Source organism: Acidobacteriota bacterium (assembly GCA_035529075.1).
In the GTDB taxonomy this organism is placed as follows: Bacteria; Zixibacteria; MSB-5A5; order GN15; family FEB-12; genus DATKXK01.
In genome coordinates, this window is record DATKXK010000003.1 from 53,350 (window position 1) to 74,407 (window position 21,058).

At 59.0% G+C, this 21,058-nt stretch carries 20 protein-coding genes; 4 read left to right on the plus strand and 16 right to left on the minus strand.

Translation table 11 applies throughout. The annotated features are described in order from the left end of the window. Positions 1-43 precede the first annotated feature (43 nt). On the minus strand, positions 44-991 hold the full coding sequence (gene ilvC / locus VMY05_00580) for a ketol-acid reductoisomerase (GenBank protein ID HUV29571.1): 948 nt from the start codon (positions 989-991) through the stop codon (positions 44-46). A gap of 45 nt (positions 992-1,036) precedes the next feature. Here ilvC and nadC point away from each other — a divergent pair, with 45 nt between their 5' ends. The 4 genes from nadC to mutM all read left to right on the plus strand — a co-directional run bounded on the left by nadC (position 1,037) and on the right by mutM (position 4,252). Beyond that, positions 1,037-1,930: a carboxylating nicotinate-nucleotide diphosphorylase gene (gene nadC, locus VMY05_00585; GenBank protein ID HUV29572.1), complete on the plus strand. Its 894-nt coding sequence runs from the start codon at positions 1,037-1,039 to the stop codon at positions 1,928-1,930. Beyond that, the gene (locus VMY05_00590; GenBank protein HUV29573.1) at positions 1,927-2,925 is read left to right on the plus strand and encodes a biotin--[acetyl-CoA-carboxylase] ligase; all 999 of its coding nucleotides are present in this window, start codon (positions 1,927-1,929) and stop codon (positions 2,923-2,925) included. Before nadC ends, VMY05_00590 begins: the two co-directional genes overlap by 4 nt. Positions 2,926-3,004: 79 nt before the next feature. After that, positions 3,005-3,379, plus strand: a complete 375-nt coding sequence (locus VMY05_00595; GenBank protein ID HUV29574.1) for an iron-sulfur cluster assembly scaffold protein — start codon at positions 3,005-3,007, stop codon at positions 3,377-3,379. 18 nt (positions 3,380-3,397) lie between these two features. Next, entirely contained in the window at positions 3,398-4,252 is an 855-nt protein-coding gene (gene mutM / locus VMY05_00600; protein HUV29575.1) for a bifunctional DNA-formamidopyrimidine glycosylase/DNA-(apurinic or apyrimidinic site) lyase, read from the plus strand. A gap of 31 nt (positions 4,253-4,283) precedes the next feature. On the opposite strand, the gene VMY05_00605 is transcribed toward mutM, so the two are convergent. The 15 genes from VMY05_00605 to VMY05_00675 all read right to left on the minus strand — a co-directional run bounded on the left by VMY05_00605 (position 4,284) and on the right by VMY05_00675 (position 20,913). Continuing rightward, entirely contained in the window at positions 4,284-5,336 is a 1,053-nt protein-coding gene (locus VMY05_00605; GenBank protein HUV29576.1) for an ABC transporter ATP-binding protein, read from the minus strand. Continuing rightward, entirely contained in the window at positions 5,337-6,482 is a 1,146-nt protein-coding gene (locus VMY05_00610; GenBank protein HUV29577.1) for a DNA replication/repair protein RecF, read from the minus strand. Between the two features lie 6 nt (positions 6,483-6,488). After that, entirely contained in the window at positions 6,489-7,601 is a 1,113-nt protein-coding gene (gene dnaN, locus VMY05_00615; protein HUV29578.1) for a DNA polymerase III subunit beta, read from the minus strand. A gap of 281 nt (positions 7,602-7,882) precedes the next feature. Further along, a complete protein-coding gene (gene dnaA, locus VMY05_00620) occupies positions 7,883-9,235 on the minus strand; it encodes a chromosomal replication initiator protein DnaA (GenBank protein HUV29579.1) in 1,353 nt (450 codons plus the stop codon). Between the two features lie 411 nt (positions 9,236-9,646). After that, on the minus strand, positions 9,647-10,711 hold the full coding sequence (locus tag VMY05_00625; GenBank protein HUV29580.1) for an Mrp/NBP35 family ATP-binding protein: 1,065 nt from the start codon (positions 10,709-10,711) through the stop codon (positions 9,647-9,649). Further along, on the minus strand, positions 10,704-11,123 hold the full coding sequence (locus VMY05_00630; protein HUV29581.1) for an Rrf2 family transcriptional regulator: 420 nt from the start codon (positions 11,121-11,123) through the stop codon (positions 10,704-10,706). The genes VMY05_00625 and VMY05_00630 overlap by 8 nt, the downstream gene beginning before the upstream one ends. Positions 11,124-11,205: 82 nt before the next feature. Then, positions 11,206-11,838 (minus strand): signal peptidase II, encoded by a 633-nt coding sequence (gene lspA, locus VMY05_00635; protein ID HUV29582.1) that lies wholly within the window; start codon positions 11,836-11,838, stop codon positions 11,206-11,208. Next, on the minus strand, positions 11,750-12,136 hold the full coding sequence (locus VMY05_00640; GenBank protein ID HUV29583.1) for a TraR/DksA C4-type zinc finger protein: 387 nt from the start codon (positions 12,134-12,136) through the stop codon (positions 11,750-11,752). Before VMY05_00640 ends, lspA begins: the two co-directional genes overlap by 89 nt. Positions 12,137-12,148: 12 nt before the next feature. Beyond that, on the minus strand, positions 12,149-15,331 hold the full coding sequence (gene ileS, locus VMY05_00645) for an isoleucine--tRNA ligase (protein ID HUV29584.1): 3,183 nt from the start codon (positions 15,329-15,331) through the stop codon (positions 12,149-12,151). A 175-nt stretch (positions 15,332-15,506) separates the two neighbouring features. Beyond that, positions 15,507-15,800, minus strand: a complete 294-nt coding sequence (locus VMY05_00650) for a hypothetical protein (protein HUV29585.1) — start codon at positions 15,798-15,800, stop codon at positions 15,507-15,509. Between the two features lie 66 nt (positions 15,801-15,866). Next, complete coding sequence (gene pepF, locus VMY05_00655; GenBank protein HUV29586.1) at positions 15,867-17,690, minus strand: oligoendopeptidase F; 1,824 nt, start codon at positions 17,688-17,690, stop codon at positions 15,867-15,869. A gap of 141 nt (positions 17,691-17,831) precedes the next feature. Continuing rightward, a complete protein-coding gene (locus tag VMY05_00660) occupies positions 17,832-18,110 on the minus strand; it encodes a helix-hairpin-helix domain-containing protein (protein ID HUV29587.1) in 279 nt (92 codons plus the stop codon). Positions 18,111-18,199: 89 nt separating this feature from the next. Beyond that, positions 18,200-18,778, minus strand: coding sequence for a flavin reductase family protein (locus VMY05_00665; GenBank protein HUV29588.1), 579 nt, complete (start codon positions 18,776-18,778; stop codon positions 18,200-18,202). A 102-nt stretch (positions 18,779-18,880) separates the two neighbouring features. Continuing rightward, positions 18,881-19,732: a purine-nucleoside phosphorylase gene (locus tag VMY05_00670; protein ID HUV29589.1), complete on the minus strand. Its 852-nt coding sequence runs from the start codon at positions 19,730-19,732 to the stop codon at positions 18,881-18,883. 149 nt (positions 19,733-19,881) lie between these two features. Next, positions 19,882-20,913, minus strand: coding sequence for a DivIVA domain-containing protein (locus tag VMY05_00675; GenBank protein HUV29590.1), 1,032 nt, complete (start codon positions 20,911-20,913; stop codon positions 19,882-19,884). Between the last annotated feature and the right edge of the window lie 145 nt (positions 20,914-21,058).

Here is a 21,058-nt window from a genome sequence, read left to right on the forward strand (position 1 = left end):
TCGGGGCCGCCCTCTGGCGAAACCCGGGGTGTCTCGTGGCAGCTTAACGGGAGAACTTTTTGGCGGCCTTTTCCAGGTCGGGGTGACTCAGGGCAAGCAGTTGCTTGTCAATCGAGGCCATCAGGTCGGGCTCGAGAGTCGACAGCCGGCGGGCGAAGGTTCCGGATTCGATTTCGCGGTACAGGCGCGTCATCCTTTTTCTTACGGCTCCATCTATCAGCTTGGGGCCGGCCAGAATCGAGCCGTAGCGGGCGGTAGCGGAAATACGTCGCAACATACCTTCAATCCCGTGTTCCTTGATCAGGCGCACAATCAGGTCGAGCTGATACGCCACTTCCAGGTAGGCGTGCTCCGGCGGGAGCCCGTTTTCCACCAGAACCTCGAACCCGTTCTTGATCAGGGCCGACAGCCCGCCGCAGAGCACGGCCTGCTCGCCGAAAATGTCGCCGACCGCCTCGGCCGCGAAGGTGGTCTTCAGCAGTCGCTTCCGCTTTATCCCTATCGCGTCGGCCAAGCCAAAGACAGTGCGCAGGGCCTTGCCTGAATGGTTCCGGGCCACGGCATAGAAGGCCGAGACAGAGCGGTCCGTAAGGAATTTCTCCCTTAGAGCCACCCCGGGGGCGTGCGGTGCGATCAGCACGACATCACAGGCGGCGGGGGGTTTTACGAGTCCGAAATGCACCGACATCCCGTGCAGGAAGAGCAGCGTTGCGCCCGCCCTGAGGTTCTTCTCGATGTCCCGGCTGAATACACGACCGTGAAGATGATCGGGAAAGGCCATGCAGACAACATCAGCCACGCGCACGGCCTGCCCAATCGTGGTTATGGAGGCAAACCGGTCCTGTCGCGCGCGCCTGCGGGATTTCGACCCGGAGCGTAACCCCAGCGTTACGCTGAGCCCGGAGTCCCGCAGGTTCAGAGAGAGGGCCCGGCCCTGGGAACCGTAGCCGACCATGACCACGCGTTTTTTTTCCTTGTCTGGCAGAATCACGGCGGTAATATAGACATACGCTCAAGCTTTTCCAATAGTGCCCACATGTTACCGGTAGACGCATATCACGAATCGATGCAGGCGCTGGTCAGGGTCGCGCTGCAGGAAGACATCCGCGAGGGGGATATCACCTCGCTGGCCGCCTTGGAGCCAAACCCGGCCAGGGGCGGGATTATCGCCAAATCGGACGGCGTTCTCTCCGGAGTGGAGCCGGTCATGCTCGTATTTCGAACCGTGGACTCGGCCAACAAGGTGCGTTTCCTCCTGAACGACGGCGACAGGTTCTGCCCGGGGCAGACAGTGGCAGAGATCGACGGGTTCAATCAGACTATTCTTGCTTCCGAGCGAGTCGCCCTGAATTTCCTCGGGTGCCTTTCCGGAGTGGCCACCATGACGCGAGCGTTCGTCGAGAGAATCTCCGGTACTTCCTGCACGATTCTCGACACGCGGAAAACGACCCCGGGCTGGCGGCTGCTGGAGAAGGCCGCCGTTTGCCACGGCGGCGGCAAGAACCATCGCCTGGGCCTTTACGATATGATTCTTATCAAGGATAACCACATCGCCTCAGCCGGCTCCGTGGCCGGTGCCGTCAGGCGAGCCCGGGAGTTTCTGGATACAGCCGGTTTCAGGCTGCAGTTTAATAGCAGCGCTGAACGCGTCGATCTCGAGGTTGAAGTTGCCACCGAGGAACAGCTCAAGGAAGCGCTCGGGGCCGGGGTCAAGCGCATTATGATCGACAACCAGGCCATCGAGTCGCTTGCCCGCCTGGTCAAGACGGCCAGAAAGCTCGACCCCGACGCCAAGCTGGAAGCATCCGGCAACGTCACCCTTGAAACCGTTGCGCAGATCGCCGCTACCGGCGTGGACTACATCTCTGTCGGCGCTATTACGCACTCGGCGCCGGCAGCCGACTTCTCGTTGCAGTTTTCCGAAGAATGATCCCCACTGGCCCCAACCTGGAGCAGATCGCCGACACCCTGGTCCTGGACATCCGTCGCAAACCCGGTCAGCCGGTCGCTTTCGCGACCCTGCAGAAAAGACTGCGGCTCGATCAGGATACCATCGAGGCCGCCCTGCATTTGCTGGCCTCGAACGACTACCGCATCAGGAAGGGCAGGAAAGCAGTGACGTTTGTGGCTCCTCCTGACCGCATGATACCGCTTGAAATCCGGTACCGTCTCGGGACCAGGTGGCTCGGTACCTCGGTGCACGCGTATAACACGGTCAAGTCAACAAACGTGATCGCGGCGCAGTTAGCCGAGCGCGGGGCGGTTCAGGGCACTATCGTCACGGCCGAGCGGCAAACTAAGGGACGCGGGCGCCTTGGGCGCTCCTGGTACTCACCGCCCGGTACCGGCATCTATGTCTCTATTGTATTGAGACCCGCCTTTTCACCCGAACGCGCCCCCGGCATGTCCATCATGACCGCCACCGCCCTGGCCGACACCGTGGCGAACTATTGCCCGGGCGAGGTTCAGATCAAATGGCCCAACGACCTCCTCATCAACGGCAGGAAGACCGCCGGCATCCTCACCGAACTCTCGGCCGAGCGAGGACGTATCGGACACCTGATTGTCGGTGTCGGAATCAACGTCAACAACAGCGCCCAATCCTTCCCGGAGGAGCTCCGGAAAACGGCCACGTCTCTCCGGCGCGTGCTCAAGCGCAAAGTCAGCCGCGTGGAACTGCTCCAGCGTTTCCTGCGGCATTTCGAGAAGGAGTACGAGACCTACACTCGTCACGGCCTGCAAAAACGGCTCGGCCGGATTCGCCGCTACTCGTCCCTTGTCGGCAGGCAGGTAGTCGTGAAGTCCGGACGAAGCACCGTCAGCGGCACGGCTGTCGATATCGGCCCGGACGGCAGTCTGATCATAGAGACCCCGAAGAAACGCATCCCGGTGACGGCCGGCGAAGTGCGGCTGGCTGACGGCTGACAACTCCCGCCCCTTGCTCACCGCCCCGCCCGGTGTGGGCCGGCTTGCATTTCGCGTCCCGATATGCTACCATAGCCGCATGTACAACGAGAGCATCATGGAACATTTCCACAACCCGCGCAACGTGGGTGAAATCGAAGAGGCCGACGGTATCGGCCAGGCGGGCAACCCGGAAACCGGCGACGTCATGAAAATGTACATCAAGATCGCCGACGGCCGGATCACCGAGGCACGGCATAAGACGTTTGGCAACGCCGTGGCCATCGCGGTCAGTTCCATGGCCACGCTGATGATTATCGGCAAGACGCTGGACGAGGCTGCCGCCATGACCAGGGAGGACGTCTCCCGGGCACTTGACGGTATCCCGCCGGACAAAATGGACTGCTCCAACATGGCACCGGATGCCGTCCGCGCGGCCATAGAAGACTACCGGGCACAGAGTACGCAACCCTGAGCCCTCCGCCTGCCACCTATGCCTGAACTCCCCGAAGTAGAAACGACCGTCCGCGGACTGCGGGCAACGATCACCGGAAAGACCATCGAGCGCGTCACCCTGCACGCCCCGCCGTCGTCAATCGTGGTCAGCCCCTCGCTGGGGCCGGTGCGCTTCGATTCCCTGCTGCCGGGCAGGACCGTCCGCGCCGTAACCCGCCGGGGCAAGAACATACTGGTCTCCCTGACGGGCGACATCACCCTCTGGATCCATCTGAAGATGACGGGCCGCCTGACGTGGGTTCCGGCCGGCACACCGCCGGGCCGGCACGACCTGGTCCTGTTCGACTTTGAGAGGGACAGTTCGTCCAATGCTCGCATGCATCTGCGCTTCAACGACTATCGGCGCTTTGGCCGCCTGCGCCTCTTCCCGGACGAGGAACTGTTCAAGCAGAAGGGGCTTAAGGAACTCGGGCCGGAACCACTGGAGATTTCCGCTGAGCAATTCGTCCGGTTGTGCCATCGCCGTGCCCGCATGATCAAGCCCGCCCTGCTCGACCAGTCGTTTATTGCCGGCCTCGGCAACATATATGCCGATGAGTCACTCTATCATGCCCGAATCCATCCCCGGCGCCTCATCACCTCCGTATCCCGGAGAAAGCTCATGACATTACACGGCCAGATCCGGAGACTGCTGCACAAAGCCATCCGGCTGATGGGCACCTCCGTCGACACCTACGCAGGCGTCGACGGTCAACCCGGGGGATTCCAGAGATACTTGAAAGTATACGGCAACGAGGGCGAGCCGTGCCGCTCATGCGGCACGACGATCGTGCGGGAGAAGATCGGGTCACGGTCGGCGTCTTTTTGTCCCCGCTGCCAGCGGTTGCGGTAACGACCAAGCCGGACCCTCTCGGTCAGGAAACTCAGGCCCACAGGAGATTGCGGCCGGTATCAGGGTCAAAATAGTGCAGCGCCGACGCCTCAAGGGTGAAACGGACCTCCTGCCCCACCGCTATCGGCCGGGATACGTTTGACACCGTCAACGAATGCTCCTTAAACGATAACCGCACCACGTACTCGTCGCCCATGTAGTCGCAGGATTCGATGCGTCCCCCGAGGGGACCATCACCACGGATTTCTATGGCCTCCGGGCGCAGCCCCGCCAGAAGCCCGGCGGCGGCCTTGGCAGCCACCGCGTCCGGTACTTGCACGCCGAACGGCACCAGCCTGCCGCTGTCTATCCGGGCCGCAATGAGATTCATCTGCGGCTGACCGATGAACAGCGCCGCAAACCTGGTGGCCGGCCGCTGGTACAGGTCTTCCGGGGAGCCTATCTGCTCGAGCTGTCCGTCGTTAAGCAGGACAATGCGGTCGGCCATGGTGAGTGCTTCGGCCTGATCGTGGGTCACGTGAATCATCGTGCGCCCCAGGTTCCTTTGTATGCGGACTATCTCGTGCCGCATCCTCATCCGCAACTCGGCGTCGAGGTTGGACAGAGGTTCGTCCAGCAGGAATATCGCCGGCTCGCGCACCATAGCCCGCCCGAGGGCCACGCGCTGGCGCTGGCCGCCGGATAACTGGCCCGGCTTGTCCCGCAGGCGGTCGGCCAGACCGAGCATCTCGGCAATCCGCCGCACGCGCGCAGCACGTTCCTTACCGGACATGCCGGCCACTCTCAGCGGAAAATCGAGGTTTCTCTGTACCGACATGTGCGGGTACAGCGAGTAATTCTGGAAAACGAGCGCCACGTTCCGGTCCCGCGGCCGCAGCCGGTCCACTCGCTTACTGTCGATGTATACCTCGCCCGTGGTCGGCTCCTCAAGCCCGGCGATTATGCGCAGGATAGTGGACTTACCGCACCCGGAAGGCCCCAGCAGCACGGCCAGCTCTCCTGCGGTCAATTCCAGGGAGATATCCTGCAACACCGGCTTCCCATCGTAGACCTTGGAGATGTTCTTCAGTACCAGCCCGGACATCTAAGGTTGCTCCTCGATCCGCCCGTCCTCAAGGCGAAAAACCGCTCCCGACTCCCGAAGGTGTGCCGGCGGCTTATGGGCGGTTGTCAGAAACAGTTGCGAAAAACCCTCGAAAAGCCCTATCAAGCTCATCGCCCTTGCTTCGTCAAGCTCGGCAAATATCTCGTCCAGTAGAAGCAGCGGCGGCATACCACGCTCCCGCTTGAGCATCTGGTATAAGGCCAGCTTAAGCGCCACTGCCGCCGTTCGCCACTGTCCCTGCGAACCATACATCCGGGCTGGGTATCCGGCAACTGAAAACAGAATCTCGTCGCGATGCGGCCCCACGAGCGCCGTCTGCACGGCCCGTTCACGATCACTATGACCGTCCAACTGCACCTGGAAGGCTACCTCTGCATCCCCGATCTCCGCATGACCGTTCGACAGCGGCACCGACGGCCGGTAGCGCAACTCAAACCGCTCACCGCCCGATATCCGTGCATAATACTCAGCGGCGGCGGCGGCAAGCGAGGACAGGAAACTGTTCCGGGCGCACGTGACCCGGGCGCCGTGAGAAATCAGAACACCGTCGAACGGTGAAGGGTCCATGTCCCTCTTGAGCGCTGCGTTCTTCTGCGCCAGCGCAGCCTGGTAGGCGATCAGGTCGCTGAGATACAGGCGGGAAAACTGTGAAAGGTACATGTCAAGAAAGGCCCGGCGGACGGCGGGCGGGCCCGCAAGAATCTCGCTGTCCTCGGGACCTACCGACACGGCGCAGAAGTGATCGTACAGTTCCCGCAGCTTTGACGGTGCCCCGTCGATCGTGACCTTTTTCCGTCCGCCGCGCTGGAACGCCACCGCCGGTGACTTCGGACCGCTCGAAGTGGCTATCTTTCCCTCGAGCCGGTACACGTCGCATTCATGTTGTAGCAGGACGGTGTCGGGCGCCCGGCGCTGTGACCGTCCGAGACACAAGGTAAAGAGAGCTTCGAGGAGGTTGGTTTTACCCGAGCCATTGAGACCGTGCAGGACATTGACGCCCGGAGCCGGGCTTAACTGCAACCGGCCGAGGTTACGAAAGCAGGTTACCGACAGCGACTGAACGTTCATGGACTTCTCAACGTGCAGATCGCAGGGCAGACCCTGCCGCCGGCACGTCAGTCTCAAGCAACTTCACTCGGCCAGTCTCAGCGGCATGATAAGGCAGAGGAAATCCTCTTTGGGAATGTCCGGGCTGTATACCACCCCGGCCGCGACTGCCGAGGAGAACTCGAAAACGACCTCGTCACTGTCTACCTTACCGAGGATCTCTGATATATACGTGGCGTTGTAGCCAATCTCGACCTCTTCACCTTCAAAGTCGCATGGGAGTGACTCCTTGCCTTCGCCTCCCACGTCGGCGTTACTGGTCGAAAGCGTCAGGGACGACTTTTTGATGCCGAACTTGACCTGGTGCGTCAGCGCATTCGACAGGATGGAGACCCGCCGCACGGCGCTGCTAAGCTCATCCTTCGAAATTATCAACTTCTTGTCACTCCCGCTCGGGATGACCTGCTCAAAGTTCGGGTACGGTCCTTCTATCAGGCGCGACGTCAGCACCGTCTCACCTAGGTTAAAGATGATGTTGGTCTCACCGAAAATGACCCCTATTTCCTTCTTACCGCCCTCCACGAACTTCGGTATCAGGTTGAGCACCTTCGGCGGGATAACAATATCCTCACTGATTCCCTTGAGTTTCGTGTTCTCGGCCGCCATTCTGGCCAGGCGATGACCGTCGGTCGCCACCATCTGCATCTTATCACCCTTGGTTTGCCAGAGCACGCCGTTCAGCGCTGGCCGGGTCTCATCCGTCGAGCACGCAAACGTAGTCTTGCGGATCATTGTAACAAGGCCGTCGGCCGATATTCGGATTTCTTTCTTCGTATTGACTGCCGGCAGTTTGGGAAAGTCGTCCGCCGATACCATCGCAATCTTGTACGAGCCGTTCGGTATCTTAATCTCTATACGTGAATTTATCGACTCCACCGTTATTTGCGACTCCGGCAGCTCTTTGATAATATCAAACAGTATGCGCGCCGGCAGGGCTGCGGAGCCCTTTTTGATCACCTCACACTTGACGGCAGTGGTGATTGATATGTCCAGATCCGTCGCAGATATCTTGAGCTTGTTATCAAGAGCCTCCAGCAGAATATTCGTGAGAATCGGCAGCGTCGACTTGGTCGGCACCACCTGAAGAATAGATTGCAACGATTCAGTAAGGTCCGATTTGAGTAACGAGAACTTCATGCTTATTTTCTCCGCTATGGGTTTGTTCACAGCTTTTTACTATCAGAGACGTCTATATATACGGTGTAGTAGTAATAGGGCCGGTTGAAATGTTGAGATGTCGATTTGCCGGTACTCCGTTGGTAACGTGAAGTCGATGGCGGAAGGAGTTACCGCGGGTGCACCTGCTTTTTCTATCCACATAACAATCCCCAAGTTATTGACAAGTGTCGTAGTCTGTCCACAGGGCGGGCCCACCGCCGGGTTGTGCATAGAGAATCCACAGTCTTAACCACAAGTTGTCAATATAACAATGCCGCGGACAATTTGTCAATTTTCTCTCGAAACACGGCGTTGCTTGACATGCGCTTCGAAATCAAGTCACAGGCATGAATGACGGTCGAGTGATCCCGCCCGCCGAACGAAGTGCCGATCACCTTAAGCGAGTTGTCTGTCAGGGAACGGCAAAGGTACATCGCGGCCTGGCGGGCAAGGGCGATGTTGGCGGTCTTCTTCTTAGCCGTCATCATGGAGATGTCGATATTGAAGTGGTCGGCCGTCTTGCGCTGAATAGTGCCGATCGAGAGCTGCCGCTTATTCATGGCGGTCGTATCAGAAAGTACCTTCTTGGTCATTTCCAGGTCCACCGGTACTTTTGTCAGGGAGGCGTAGGCAAGGATGCGAATCAACGCTCCCTCCAACTCACGAATGTTCGTAGTGATCTGGTCCGCGATGTACGTGACTACGCTGTCGGGCAGGGACGTTCCCTCCGACTGCAGCTTTTTGTACAAGATAGCCGTCCGGTTCTCGAGGTCCGGTGCGTGCAAATCCGTGACGAGGCCCCAGGAGAAGCGGGACAGCAACCTGTCTTCCAGGCCCCGGATCTCCCGCGGAGGCCGGTCCGAACTTAAGATGATCTGCTTGCCGGTATGGTACAGGCTGTTGAAGGTGTGAAAGAACTGCTCCTGCGTGCCTTCCTTACCGGTAAAGAACTGGATGTCGTCAATAATAAGGACATCCACGTTCCTGTACATGCGCGTGAAGTCCGCCATGCTGCGCTCCGATATGGCCGTGATGAAGTCCGAGGTGAACTTCTCGGAGGTGGCGTAGATCACGCGTTTGTCGGGAAAGAATCCGATGATCTGATGACCGATTGCCTGGATAATGTGCGTTTTGCCCAATCCGGTACCACCGTAGATATACAGCGGGTTGTACTTCGTCATACCCGGTGCTTCGGCCACTGCCTTGGAGGCGGCACAGGCGAACTGGTTGAAGTCGCCGACAACGAGAGTTTCGAAACGGTACCGTGCGTTGAGGTTGTGATTGTTTGACGGTGCCGGTGTCATCCTCTGGCGTGCCGGTTCAAACTCAATCTCGGTCTGGTCTTCCGATGGGCTGTGGCCGGTGATTACGTAGATGAGGTCATAGTTGGCGCCCAGCACTTCTGCAAAAGCCTCAACGATAAGGTCCCTGAAGTGCGAATCAATCCAGTCGGCCACAAACTGGTTGGGAACGGCAACCTTGAAGGCTCCATCCTCCGTCGGTTCCCCGCGGGTCAGCTTCAACCAGGTGTTGAATGACTGCCGCTTCACCCTGCGCGCAACGTAGTTGAGGCAATCTGCCCATTGCTGCGAGTTAGTTACCTGCTCAAGCAAGATAGTACCCCCCACTTGCTGTTATAAACAGTACATCCTGTTTTCTAATCCCTTTACCGTGGGTTGGTTACACCGATACCGGCACAACCGGCCGCGAAGTTACTCACAACCTTATCCACACGGTCTATTCGGTTCGGGGTTCATAACGTGCGGATTGACAACCCGCGTGCAGACGGCCGGGAACATTTATCCACAGCTTACTAACATTCTGCGGGTCAATCACATTCACGGCAATAATTATCCACTGGGGTTGCCATCGTCAAGGGGAGACTGAAAATAAATGCCGGTTTCTTGAATCGCTTGCTCCATATCGCCTTATACAGGATGAAAACGGACGCTGTTTCCGTGTCGGCGACAGGGTGTGGTGAAATTAAAAACAGCGTGTACTTGATGCTGGCGTCGGGCAAAAGCTTATCGCGGTGCGCCTTCTTGTACGGCACGTGCGAGGTTCTCAAAGAGCGAAACTTCATCCGGCGTTCCGTACACGGCGACAGGCCTGCCTGTGTCTGCAGCCTCTCGAATTGTCTGCATCAGAGGTATCTGGCCCAGGAACGTGATGCCGAGTTTGGTGGCAAGCTCGCGACCGCCGTCCTTGCCAAAGATGTACTCGCGGCGGCCGTCGCGCTCGAGGTAGGCCATATTCTCGATGACTCCAAGAAGGCGCAAGTTGGTCCGCTCGGCAAGCTTAGCTACTCGAGCGGCCACGTGGGTGGCGACAGCCTGGGGCGTGGTGACGACCAGCAGTTCGGCGGAAGGCAGAGACTGGGCAATTGTCAGGGTAACGTCGCCGGTGCCGGGGGGAAGATCAAGTAACATGTAGTCAAGGTCTGACCACGCGACGTCGGACAGGAACTGGTTGATCGTTTTGTGCAGCAGGGGGCCCCGCCAGATGATAGGGTCGTCCTCACCGACGAAGAAGCCCATGGATACCACTTGCAGATTCTCGCCGACGGTTGCCGGGATGATCTTCTCGTCTTCGATGGTGGGGTGGCAGGTAATGCCGAGCATGCGCGGGATGGAAAAACCATAGACGTCAGCGTCGACCAGGCCGACGCGGTGTCCCAGGCGGGCCAGCGCGGTGGCGAGGTTGCTCGTGACGGTCGACTTGCCGACGCCGCCTTTTCCGGAAGCCACGGCGACGAAACGTGTGGCCGTATCGGCCAGGGGAACCGGCTTGAGACCGGCCTGCGATCCCAGGCCGAGTTGCGTTTTCAGACGGGCGCGCTGCTGATCGGTCATGACGTCAAAATCGACTGTGACGGACTTGACGCCCGGCACCTCCGATACAGCGTTTATGATGTCGTCCCGGATCTTGTCCTTCTGAGGGCAGCCGCCGACTGTCAGGGCGATCCCCACCGTAACCTTGTCTCCGTCGATGCGAATGAACCTGACCATGTCAAGCTCGGTCAGTGGTCGGCTCAATTCGGGATCGAGAATCCGGCTCAGGGCCTGGCGGATTGGCTGTTCGTCAAGCATTGTCGTTTCCCGACTCCCGGCCCAACTTGAGTTCTGAGAGTCTGGTCGAGCGGAAAACGGTTTCGAGAGCCTCCTGCGCACGGCTGTAAGTGTCCCGCAGATTACAACTGGGAAGATGCGAGCAGTCAGCCTGACTGACCTGACATTCAAACAGGAGGGGCTTACCCTGGACAGCCATGATGATGTCCAGCAACGAGATCTCTTCCGAGTCACATCCCAGCCTGAGGCCGCCGCCGAATCCTCGTGAAGAATTGACCAGACCGGTGCGGCTGAGTTCGGATATGATCTGGGGAAGGTACTTGGGGGGAATTGACTGGCGCTGGGCAATCTGATTGGCGGTGGCCTGACCGTCGGTGTTGTGAGCCAGTTCCCAGAGAGCCCGTATGGCATACTCAGTCTTTTTGGTTATCATGCCTCTCAATATACGTATTTTCGCCGGAATTTGGAAGCGGAATGTGTCAGCGGCAGACACGCCGGCCGGTCTGGCAGCCCTGTCAGTGATCGCCGCCCTGCAACGGCGGCCCGGGGGGTTCAGGGAACGGCCGTGTGATCGGCCGCTGCGGTCGCAGGATCAAGGTCCTTAACAGCAAGTAGACGATGGCGACGCTGATACAGGCGTCGGCCACGTTAAACGTCCACCACCGTTCTATGCTATACCCAAACAGGCTGAGGTCAAAGAAATCCACGTCCAGGAAATCAACTACCCGACCCAGACGAATGCGGTCAATAAGATTCCCGATCGCGCCACCGATAATGAAGGCCAGCGGCAGGGACAGCGAAAGCTCGTCACGGTGGCGGTACATGTAGTAGATAAGCACCGGCAGAATGGCCAGGGAAACAACCAGGTAGTAACCGGATGAGCCGATATCGGTGCCCATGGCCCCGCCTTTGTTGTACACCAGGGACAACATGACGAGCGTACCGATGACGTGAACGGGGGGCTTGGAACTCAGAGCCGCTACCGCCCAGTACTTGGTCACCAGGTCGATAACGACCACGCCCAGGATGGTGCCGGTGGTCCAGAGCAGTCGGTGTGGTCTAACGACGCCCAGCTTGGCGTTCCTCTTCGACTGACTTGCACTCGATGCACATTCTGGCGTGCGGGACTGCCTTGAGGCGATCGGCACCTATCTGCTTGCCGCAGCTCTCACACTTCCCGTACGTGCCGTCCTTGATTCGCTGCAGCGCCTCGTCGATATGGTACACCAGCCGGCCCGACTTGGAGGCAAACATGAAGGCCATCTCGCGCTCCATGTGGTCGGTGCCCTGGTCGGCCATGTGATACGAGTGTGAAGACAGGTCGCCGGTCGCTTCCTTGAGAGTGGAGGCGGCATGGGTGTCACCCACGTAGCCCATCTCCCGGAGCATCTCCTCCCGCTTTTTCAGCAGCATGGTTTCATACCTTTTCAAGTCGGACTTTCTCATTGGTCCTCCTTGTCACACTTTCTCCACCGAAATGACTGCCTTTTCTCCGTTTACGTTCCACTCGGTGCCGCCGTCAAGCTCGTCCTTCTCCGTGACTTCCATCTCCTGCGCCAGCGTCTCCCGGCGTATGAACTCGTCGTACCTCGAGGCGGCTGTGTTGAGACGACGCGTGGAGTTTACGCGTACGCGGATCCGGTCCGTTACTTCAAAACCGGACGTCTTGCGCATGTTCTGGATCTTGTTGACAATCTCCCTGGCAAATCCTTCGTCAACAAGGTCCTCGCTCAGTTCCGTGGCCAGGGCGACCGTCACGTGACCATCACTCTCTACGGCGTAGCCTTCTCGTTCGTTGCGGTTTACCTCGACCTCGTCGGGCTTGAGCATGACCGTGCGCCCGCCGTCAAGCTGCAGCTTGAGCTCTCTGGCCTGTACGAACCGCTGGACATCGGAAGAATTCAGCGCTTCGACCATGCGGCCGACCTCCTTGGCATCCTGGCTTAACCTGGGCCCGGCGATCCGGAAATTCAGTCTGGCCGAGTAGCTGACGTACTGGTCCAGCCCGCTCGTGGTTTCGACGGCCTTGATATTCAGCTGGTCCCTGATGATATCCAGGCAGTCCTCGAGCCTGGCCGTGCTCTTGTCGGAAGGAATACCTACGATCAGCCGGGAAAGCGGCTGGCGTACCTTGAGGTTCTTGCGTGACCGGGCCGCCCGCCCCAGCGAGACCACCTTTGCAGCCAGCCCCATCGTCTCCTCGAGTTCGGCGTTGATGCACGACTCGTCGGCTTTTGGATAGGCCGCCATGTGAACCGAGAGGGGAGCACCAAACCTGGCCCGATCTTCACCGTGCAGTTCCTTCCAGATCAACTCTGAGATGAATGGCGAGACGGGCGCAGACAGGCGGCATACACCTTCGAGCACGCGGTAGAGGGTCAGGTAGGCCCGCATCTTGGACGGGTCATCCGCTTTCGCCCAGAAGCGGCGGCGGTTGTTACGGACGTACCAGTTGGACAGGTCCTCGATGACGAAATGCTGTATCAGGCGCACCGGGCGGGTGATTTCGTAGCGGTCAAGGCACGCCGCCACTTCCTTCACCAGGCTGTGGTACCTCGACATAATCCAGAGGTCAAACCGGTCGCTCTCGCCCGCTTTCGATTCAAGGTACTTCTCTACCGAAAGGCCGGCCGCTGCGGCGCCGTCCAGAACGTCATCGATGTTGGCATATATGGCAAAGAACGAGTACGTGTTGCGCAGGGTATCGAAGTACTTGCGGATTACCTCAGCCAGGCCGTCGGTGTCAAACCGCGTCGGCAGCCAGGGACTGGAGGTGGAGACGAGGTACCACCGGACCGGGTCCGCGCCGTACTCGTTGACGGTATCGAAGGGGTCGACGACGTTGCCTTTGTGCTTGGACATCTTCTTGCCTTCTTTGTCGAGGATGAACTCAAACACGATGACGTTCTTAAACGGCGGCTGGTCGAACAGCATGGTTGAAATCGCCAGCAGGACATAGAACCAGCCGCGGGTCTGGTCAACCCCTTCCGAGATGAATTCGGCCGGGTATTTCCGCCTGAAAAGCTCCTCGTTCTCGAAGGGATAGTGCCACTGCGCGTATGGCATCGATCCGCTGTCAAACCAGACGTCGATCAGTTCCGGCACTCGTGTCATGGTCCCGCCGCAGTCGCAGCGGAGTCTGACCGAGTCGATGAACGGCTTGTGCAGGTCGATTTCGTCCGGCACGTCAAGACCTTCCTCGCGCAGCTGCCGGATCGAGCCGACGGCGCGCGCCTTGCCGCACTCCGCCTCATCGCAGATCCAGATGGGCAGCGGCGTTCCCCAGAAACGCTCCCTCGACAGGGCCCAGTCTACATTGTTCTCCAGCCAGTTCTGCATGCGGCCGGTGCGGATCTCATCCGGGTACCAGTTGATCAGGTCATTGTTCCTGATAAGCTGTTCCTTGAACAGCGTGGTCTTGATGTACCAGGATTGCCGCGCGATGTAGATCAGCGGGGAGTCGCAGCGCCAGCAGAACGGGTAGCTGTGCTCGTAGATTTCCTTTCTGAAAAGCCGCCCTGCCGCGGCCAGATCCTCGGTGATCACGGGATCGGCGTCCTTGATGAACATCCCGGCGTACTTTCCGGCGTTATCCTTGAAAATCCCGTTGGGATCAATGGCCTGGAGCACCGGCAGGCCGTACTGCTGTCCCACCTCGTAGTCGTCGGCGCCGAACCCCGGTGCGATGTGGACGATGCCGGTGCCGTCGTCAAGCGTAACAAAGTCACCGTTGATCACGAAGTACGCCTGGTCCGCCATGTCCGGGTAAATGTCGAACAGCGGCTCGTACCTTCTCTTGAGAAACTCCGCCCCCGTCATGCGCTCAAGGACCTTCGGCGACTCTCCGAACACCCGGTGCACGAGCGCTTCGGCCAGCACCAGTTTCTCTCCCTCGTGCTCTACCATCACGTAGTAGGCATCCGGATGCATGCACAGGGCGGCGTTTGACGGCAGGGTCCAGGGCGTGGTGGTCCACACCAGGTAGCTGAAATCACCGTCGGCCGCCTTGACTTTCACGAAGATCGACGGGTCCTTGATCATCTCGTAGCCCTGGGCAACCTCGTGTGACGACAGCCCGGTGCCGCAGCGGGGGCAGAAGGGCATGATCTTATAGCCTTTATAAATCAGATCGCGGTCAAACAGGGTCTTGAGAATCCACCAGACCGATTCGATATAGTCATTGGTCAGCGTGACGTAGGCGTCGTCCAGGTCGAGCCAGTAGCCGATACGTCGGGTAAGCTGGTCCCATTCTTTCACGTATTTGAAGACGGATTCGCGACACTTCTGATTGAACCTGTCGATCCCGTACTCGATAACCTTGGCCTTGCTGTCAAGCCCCAGCGCCTTTTCGACCTCGATTTCCACCGGCAGGCCGTGTGTGTCCCAGCCGGCTTTCCGGTCCACGCGGAAGCCCTGCATGGCCTTGTAGCGGCAGACTAAGTCCTTTACGGTACGGGAGAGAATGTGGTGAATGCCGGGTCGGCCGTTAGCCGTGGGCGGGCCTTCGTAGAACACGAACTCCGGCCAGTTTTCGGCCGCTGCGTGGGCCTTCTCGAAGACCTTTTCCGCATCCCAGAACTCTAGAATGCGCTCTTCGGCCTTCGGAAGTGAGAATCCTTCTTTGTAAGTACTGAACTTCATGGACCCGAATCCTCATTAGCCGCCTAATTTACCCCAGAGTGCTGTTTTTGTAAAGTAATTTCGGCAGGCAGGGTGCCGGCGTTTAGGCCTGACAATCAGTTACATCCAGTTGCCCCCGCGAACAATCGCCCGTTTGCCGCATCCGTTCGAGTTGGCGGCGGCGTTTCCGCCCCGATCAGTTCGGAACCCAGATCTTCTTGGCGGCTACGAACTCGGTCTTCGAGGGGTACTGGATGGGCTGGGGTGAGGACGTATAGAAGAACAAACCCTTATAGCTGGTCAGGTAATTGAATTTCTTGCCGAGGAAGCCCCCTCGGGCGGTCACGACCAGAGGACTATCTATTCGATTGAGAATCTTGACGAACTCAGCCGGGTCCAGCTTGACGATGGCACCCGACGCTTTCGTGGCCTGGGCAATTGCCGCAGCGATCGCTGCGCCCCCCGCCCCTCCCGGTGGCACGTATGTCATTTTCTTTTTTCTCCTTCTGTCTGTATTACCCTCGAACGGGCGGTTTATTCGAGCCTTGCCAGTACTTTATTCCCGCGTTAACCGGTCCGCCTCGGCGACTTTCTCGGCAAACGTGCGGATCGTCGCCTCCACCGGCCCTGGCGTGGACATATCGACACCGCACGCTTTCAGCAACTCAATGGGATGGTCCCTTCCGCCGGCCGAGAGCAGCTCGAGGTAGCGGTCGACGATGCCCTCTTCGCCTTGGGTGAACTTATCGAGTATGGCCTGGGATGCCGCGTACGACGTCGCGTACTGGTAGACGTAGTAGCCGGTATAGAAGTGCGGGATGCGCGCCCATTTGTACTGCTCGTGGTCGTCGAGCTTCAGTTCGGGGCCGAAGTACTTTTGAGCCAGTTCCGCCCACATCTTGTTCATTATCTCAGGGGAGAGCGCTCCGCCTTGTTCGACTTTCTCATGGATATCCAGCTCAAAGCGGGCATACATGATCTGTCGGAAGAAAGTCCCCGTCGTGTTGTCCAGGTACCGGTTAAGCAGGTACAGCCGCTCGGCTTTGTCGCGCGCCTTGCCCAGCAGGAGTTCCAGCAGCAGGCCCTCGTTCAGGGTCGAGGCCACCTCGGCCACGAAGATAGAATAGTGCGACTTGGGGTACGGCTGGGTGCGGCAGGCCAGGAAGCTGTGCATGGCGTGGCCCATCTCGTGGGCCAGGGTGAACATGTTGTCCACCGTGTCGTTGTAGTTCATCAGCACGTACGGGTGAACCGAGTAGTTACCCGAACTGTAGGCACCGCTCCCCTTCCCCTGGGTTTCAAAGACGTCCACCCAGCGGCTGTCAAAAGTGGTCCGCAGTTGCTCGGTGTACGTCCCGCCGAACGGTTGGACGGCCTGAAGGACGCGCTGAACGGCATCGCCGTAGCTCACCTCGTAGTCCTGCTCGGGAAAGAGCGGGCAATGCAGGTCGTACGGTGCGATTTCGTCGAGCTTGAGTATTCTCTTTCGCAGCGCCGTATAGGCGTGCAGGGCGGCCAGGTTCGCCTCGGTCGTATCCAGCAGCGAGTGGTACACGGACAGCGGGATATTGTCTCCGTCGAGCGCCGCGTGCAGGCAATTATCGTAGCGCCGTGCCCGCGTGTAGAACACGTCCGCATTGACGGATGAAGTCAGCGAGGCGCCGATAGTGTTGACGTGGTCCTTGTAGGCCGAGTAAAACCCGGCGCTGGCGTCCCGCCGCACCCGCCGGTCCGGCGACTCCAGGAATTTGGCGAACCGCTGCTTGGTGAGCGGAACCTCGGCTCCCTGCTCGTCCTTGATGGTCGGGTAAGTCAGGTCGGCATCATCGAGCATGGTGAAAATCGACCCCGGGCCTCGGGACACCATGGCTGAGTTGGCTAACACCTCTTCCACTTCCTCGGACCGCACGTGGGCCCGCGAACGGATCAACTCGCGGACGTAAAAATCGAACTCGTCGGTTTTCTCGAACTGCCCGGACATTTCCAGCAGCTTGTTCTCGTCGATAGTGAGCAGTTCCGGCTCGATAAAGGCAAAGGCCGCGCCGGCCTGGGCGCCCAGGGCCGCCGCGCGCTCGTTCATGGCCTGATACCGGGAAACGCGGTTGTCGAGATCCTTGCTGAGATAGGCGTAATGGACAAGGTTGAACAGGCGGCGGGACAACTCGGCGCGGGTCTTCAGGCAATCGTACATAAGGGCCGGGGATTGGGCCAGCCGGCCGGCAAATTCGCGGGCCCGGTCAATTTCCTTCCGGACACTCCGGTATTCCGTCTCCCAGGCATCGTCATCCGCGAAGATATCGGTCAGGTCCCACGTGTACCGCTCTTCGATGTCGGCTCGCTGCGCAATAGGTTTGGGTCCGGCTTGTTTTTCAGTGGCCATAGGTCTCCTCACTGGTCGGTTCTTCCGGGTCCGGCAATATCAGGAAATCGCGGTGTGAAAGCAAGCTGACGAAAAAACGGTGGGTTTCGGAACCCGCAAGTCGATGACCGTGCCGACACGACAGGGGCTGTGGGGTAAGCCTTAGCGTTCGAGACGCGCCTTGCGGATTTTCGACCAGTAGTACCACCGGCATTTGTCCGGCGGCAGTTCAGGATTCTCTGCCTGTGCGATGGCCGCCTGGAAAACGTCCTGAAGGCACGGATCGACTCGCCCACCGGTGACAGCCTCAAGCCGCCGGCGTAGCCGGCGCGCGTCCTGCCCCCTCAGATGCTCGACTTCCGTTATGCCAATGGCCGCCAGGCTCTTGACAGTCGCCTTGCCCACTGATCTCAGGTCCTGCAGACGTCGCGCGCTTTTCATGCTTCCACCATAGGCTGAAACGAGTCCCTGATCAATTACATTCTAAAACGGCACGTCGGGGCAAGCAGAGAGAGAATACGCGGCAATTCCTACTCGGTCTTCATTAACCTGTGGCCAAGCGAATAGCCGTCCCCGAGATATTTACCCACTCCGTAGTATTTCCTGATTCCCGGCGCAAACAGGCAGGCCTTCACCTTTTCAACGTCGGGGACGCCTTTTCCCTTGAGCATCCCTTCCTCGATCTTGACATCCATGATCTCGCCGATGAATTGCGTGTGCAGCCCGATCTCGTGCGTGTGGATGATCCGGCACTCCAGAATCCACGGAAACTCCGCCACGTAGGGGGCATCCACAAGCTCGCTTTTGACCGGGGTCAGCCCGGTGGTGGCGAACTTGTCCTCGTCCCGCCCGGAGGCAATGCCGATGTAGTCAGCTTCTTTGATGTAGGTTTCAGACGGGATACTGACCGTAAAGGCCTTGCGCGCCATGAGGTTGCCGAAGGAATACGTGGCCTCTCGAAGCGAGACGGTCACGCAAGGGGGTTTCGAGCAGCACACCCCGCCCCAGGCGGCGGTCATGACGTTGGGTTTGCCGTCCTTATTGTATGTCCCGATCACCCAGACGGGCGTCGGGAAAACCAGTGTTGTAGCGCCGAGTGATTGTTTCATGGCCGTCTCCTACTGCTAATACCTCGCTGAGCGAGGACTCCGTCTAAATCGTGCCGCGGGCTCACGTAGCACAAAGCGGTGCGCCACGGTTTCTTTCTGCCCTCACACCTCCATCCATTTGACGCAGCCGGCGATCAGGTTGCGAAGTTGCGGCTCGGTCCGCGAGGCGGTGCCGATTACGTCCTCGAGTGAACAGGGATGCATGTTGTCGGCCAGCCCCATGTCGGTGATGATCGAGAACGCCAGGACTTTGGTCTTCTGGTGATGCGCTGCAATTACTTCCGGCACCGTCGACATGCCCACGGCATCGGCGCCGAGCGTGCGGAACATGCGGTACTCTGCGGCCGTCTCCAGGCATGGTCCGGTCAGGCCGAGATACACACCCACCTGGAGGCGAAGTTTCTGGTCCAGGGCGATCTGTTTGGCCAGTTGCTGATACTGGCAGTTGTAGACCTCGAACATGTCCGGGAAGCGGTCGCCCCATTCGTTGTCGTTCGGCCCGATCAGGGGGTTGTCCGGGAAGAAGTTGATGTGGTCTTTGATCAGCATGATGTCGCCCGGTTTGAAGTTGGGGTTCAGGCCGCCGGCGGCGTTCGAGACGATCAGGCTCTGTACGCCGAGCTTCTTCATCACCCGCACCGGGAAGGCGATCTGCTGCATGGCGTACCCCTCGTAGTAGTGAAATCTGCCCTGCATGCACACCACCGGTTTTCCCTTCAGGTTGCCGAAAAGCAGCCTGCCGGCGTGCGACTCGACCGTCGAGACCGGGAAATGGGGGATCTTCTCGTAGTCGACGGTGCCGACCATCTCAATGCCGTCGACGAGCGAGCCCAGGCCGGTGCCGAGGATAATGCCGATCTTCGGCTCAAGTGCAACCCGGCTTTTTACGTAGCCGGTCGCTTCATCCAGCATGGTGTGGATTTCATCCCAGGTATGCGTACCTTCCCGTGCCATCCATGATCCTCCTTATGATCGCTATGTCCGAGCAAGTACCACGAATATAACAGTCTGCTGTGCCGCCTGAACTAAAATCTTGGTGAAAAAAAAGACCGACCCTGCGGGAACGGTGGGCCGGCCTTTACTTACAAACGTGGGTGGGTAGGTTAGCTTTTGGCAGCCTTGTCCATTTCCTCTTCGAACTTCCGGGCCACCTCGTCAAGGTCGTCCGCTATGTTGTCCGGGGCGCCCGGCTGCTCCTTGGGCGCGGAGTTATCCATGTCTATGACGTTGTGCTCAGTCGGCTGGTCCTGGGCTTCCGGCGCCAGCCCGATCTTATCGGTGGATTTGTTCTTCTCTTCGGCTCCGTGTGCCACGAAACCGTTCGGGATATCCTCGGCCCGTTTGGTCGTCTCGACCACGGCGCCCGGTGCCGGGGTGGGGGCGACTGCCGGTTCTTCCTCCTCGGCCGGTTGTAATCGCGCCGATCTCTTGTAGCTCTCCAGCGCGGCGGCCAGCTCAGGATCTATCGCTTTCTCGATTTCTGCGGTTTGCTCCTCTGGCGGCTGCCCGGCCAGAGCCTCCATCTCCTCATCCGGCATGACCGGTCTGATTTCGCCGGGAGCGTTGGCTTCTTCGGTCTTTATCCCCTCCTGCCTGGAGGGCGGTGTGGCAATTGTCTCGCGAGTTTTCGCCTGCACCTCGGCTGAGTCCGTGATATCCAGGGCGTCCTCGTCAGTACGCGTGGGCGTAGACTGGGCGATTTCTTCGACAAGCTCCAGGTGTGAGCTTATCAGGCCCTTTAGCTTGGACATATAGGACTTCTTGGTCAGATTGAGCTGGGCGACTTTTTCCTCGATATCGGTGATTTGCCGGGACCGGATTTCGAGCACGTTTTCCGCTTCCTTCTTGGCCTGGGCCAGAAGAGACTCGCCTTCCTGCCTGGCGTTGGCCATGGTAATGTCGGCGTTGCGGCGGGCGTCGATAGCGGCGTTCTTGATGGTATCCTCGAACTGCTTCAGACCGGCCAGTTGACTTTTGAGTGACTCGATTTCCATCGACAGCCGGAGATTCTCCTGCTTGGCCGTTTCAAGGGAGGCGGCAACCTGCTCCATGCACTCGTCAACGGCATCCTTCTCGTAGCCACGGAGTTGCGTCGGAAACTCGTAGTTCCGAATATCATTCGGCGTCAGGTCCATATTCACTCTCACTTGTTACAGGTCTCTGTCCCGTCAGGCAAACCGCCCGTGTCCCGGTGTTCGAAAATCGAGCAGTTTCAAAACGGTACTACAGTATAGTTATCGTACCGCCCTCGGAAATCTTAACCGGAATCAGAGAAAAACA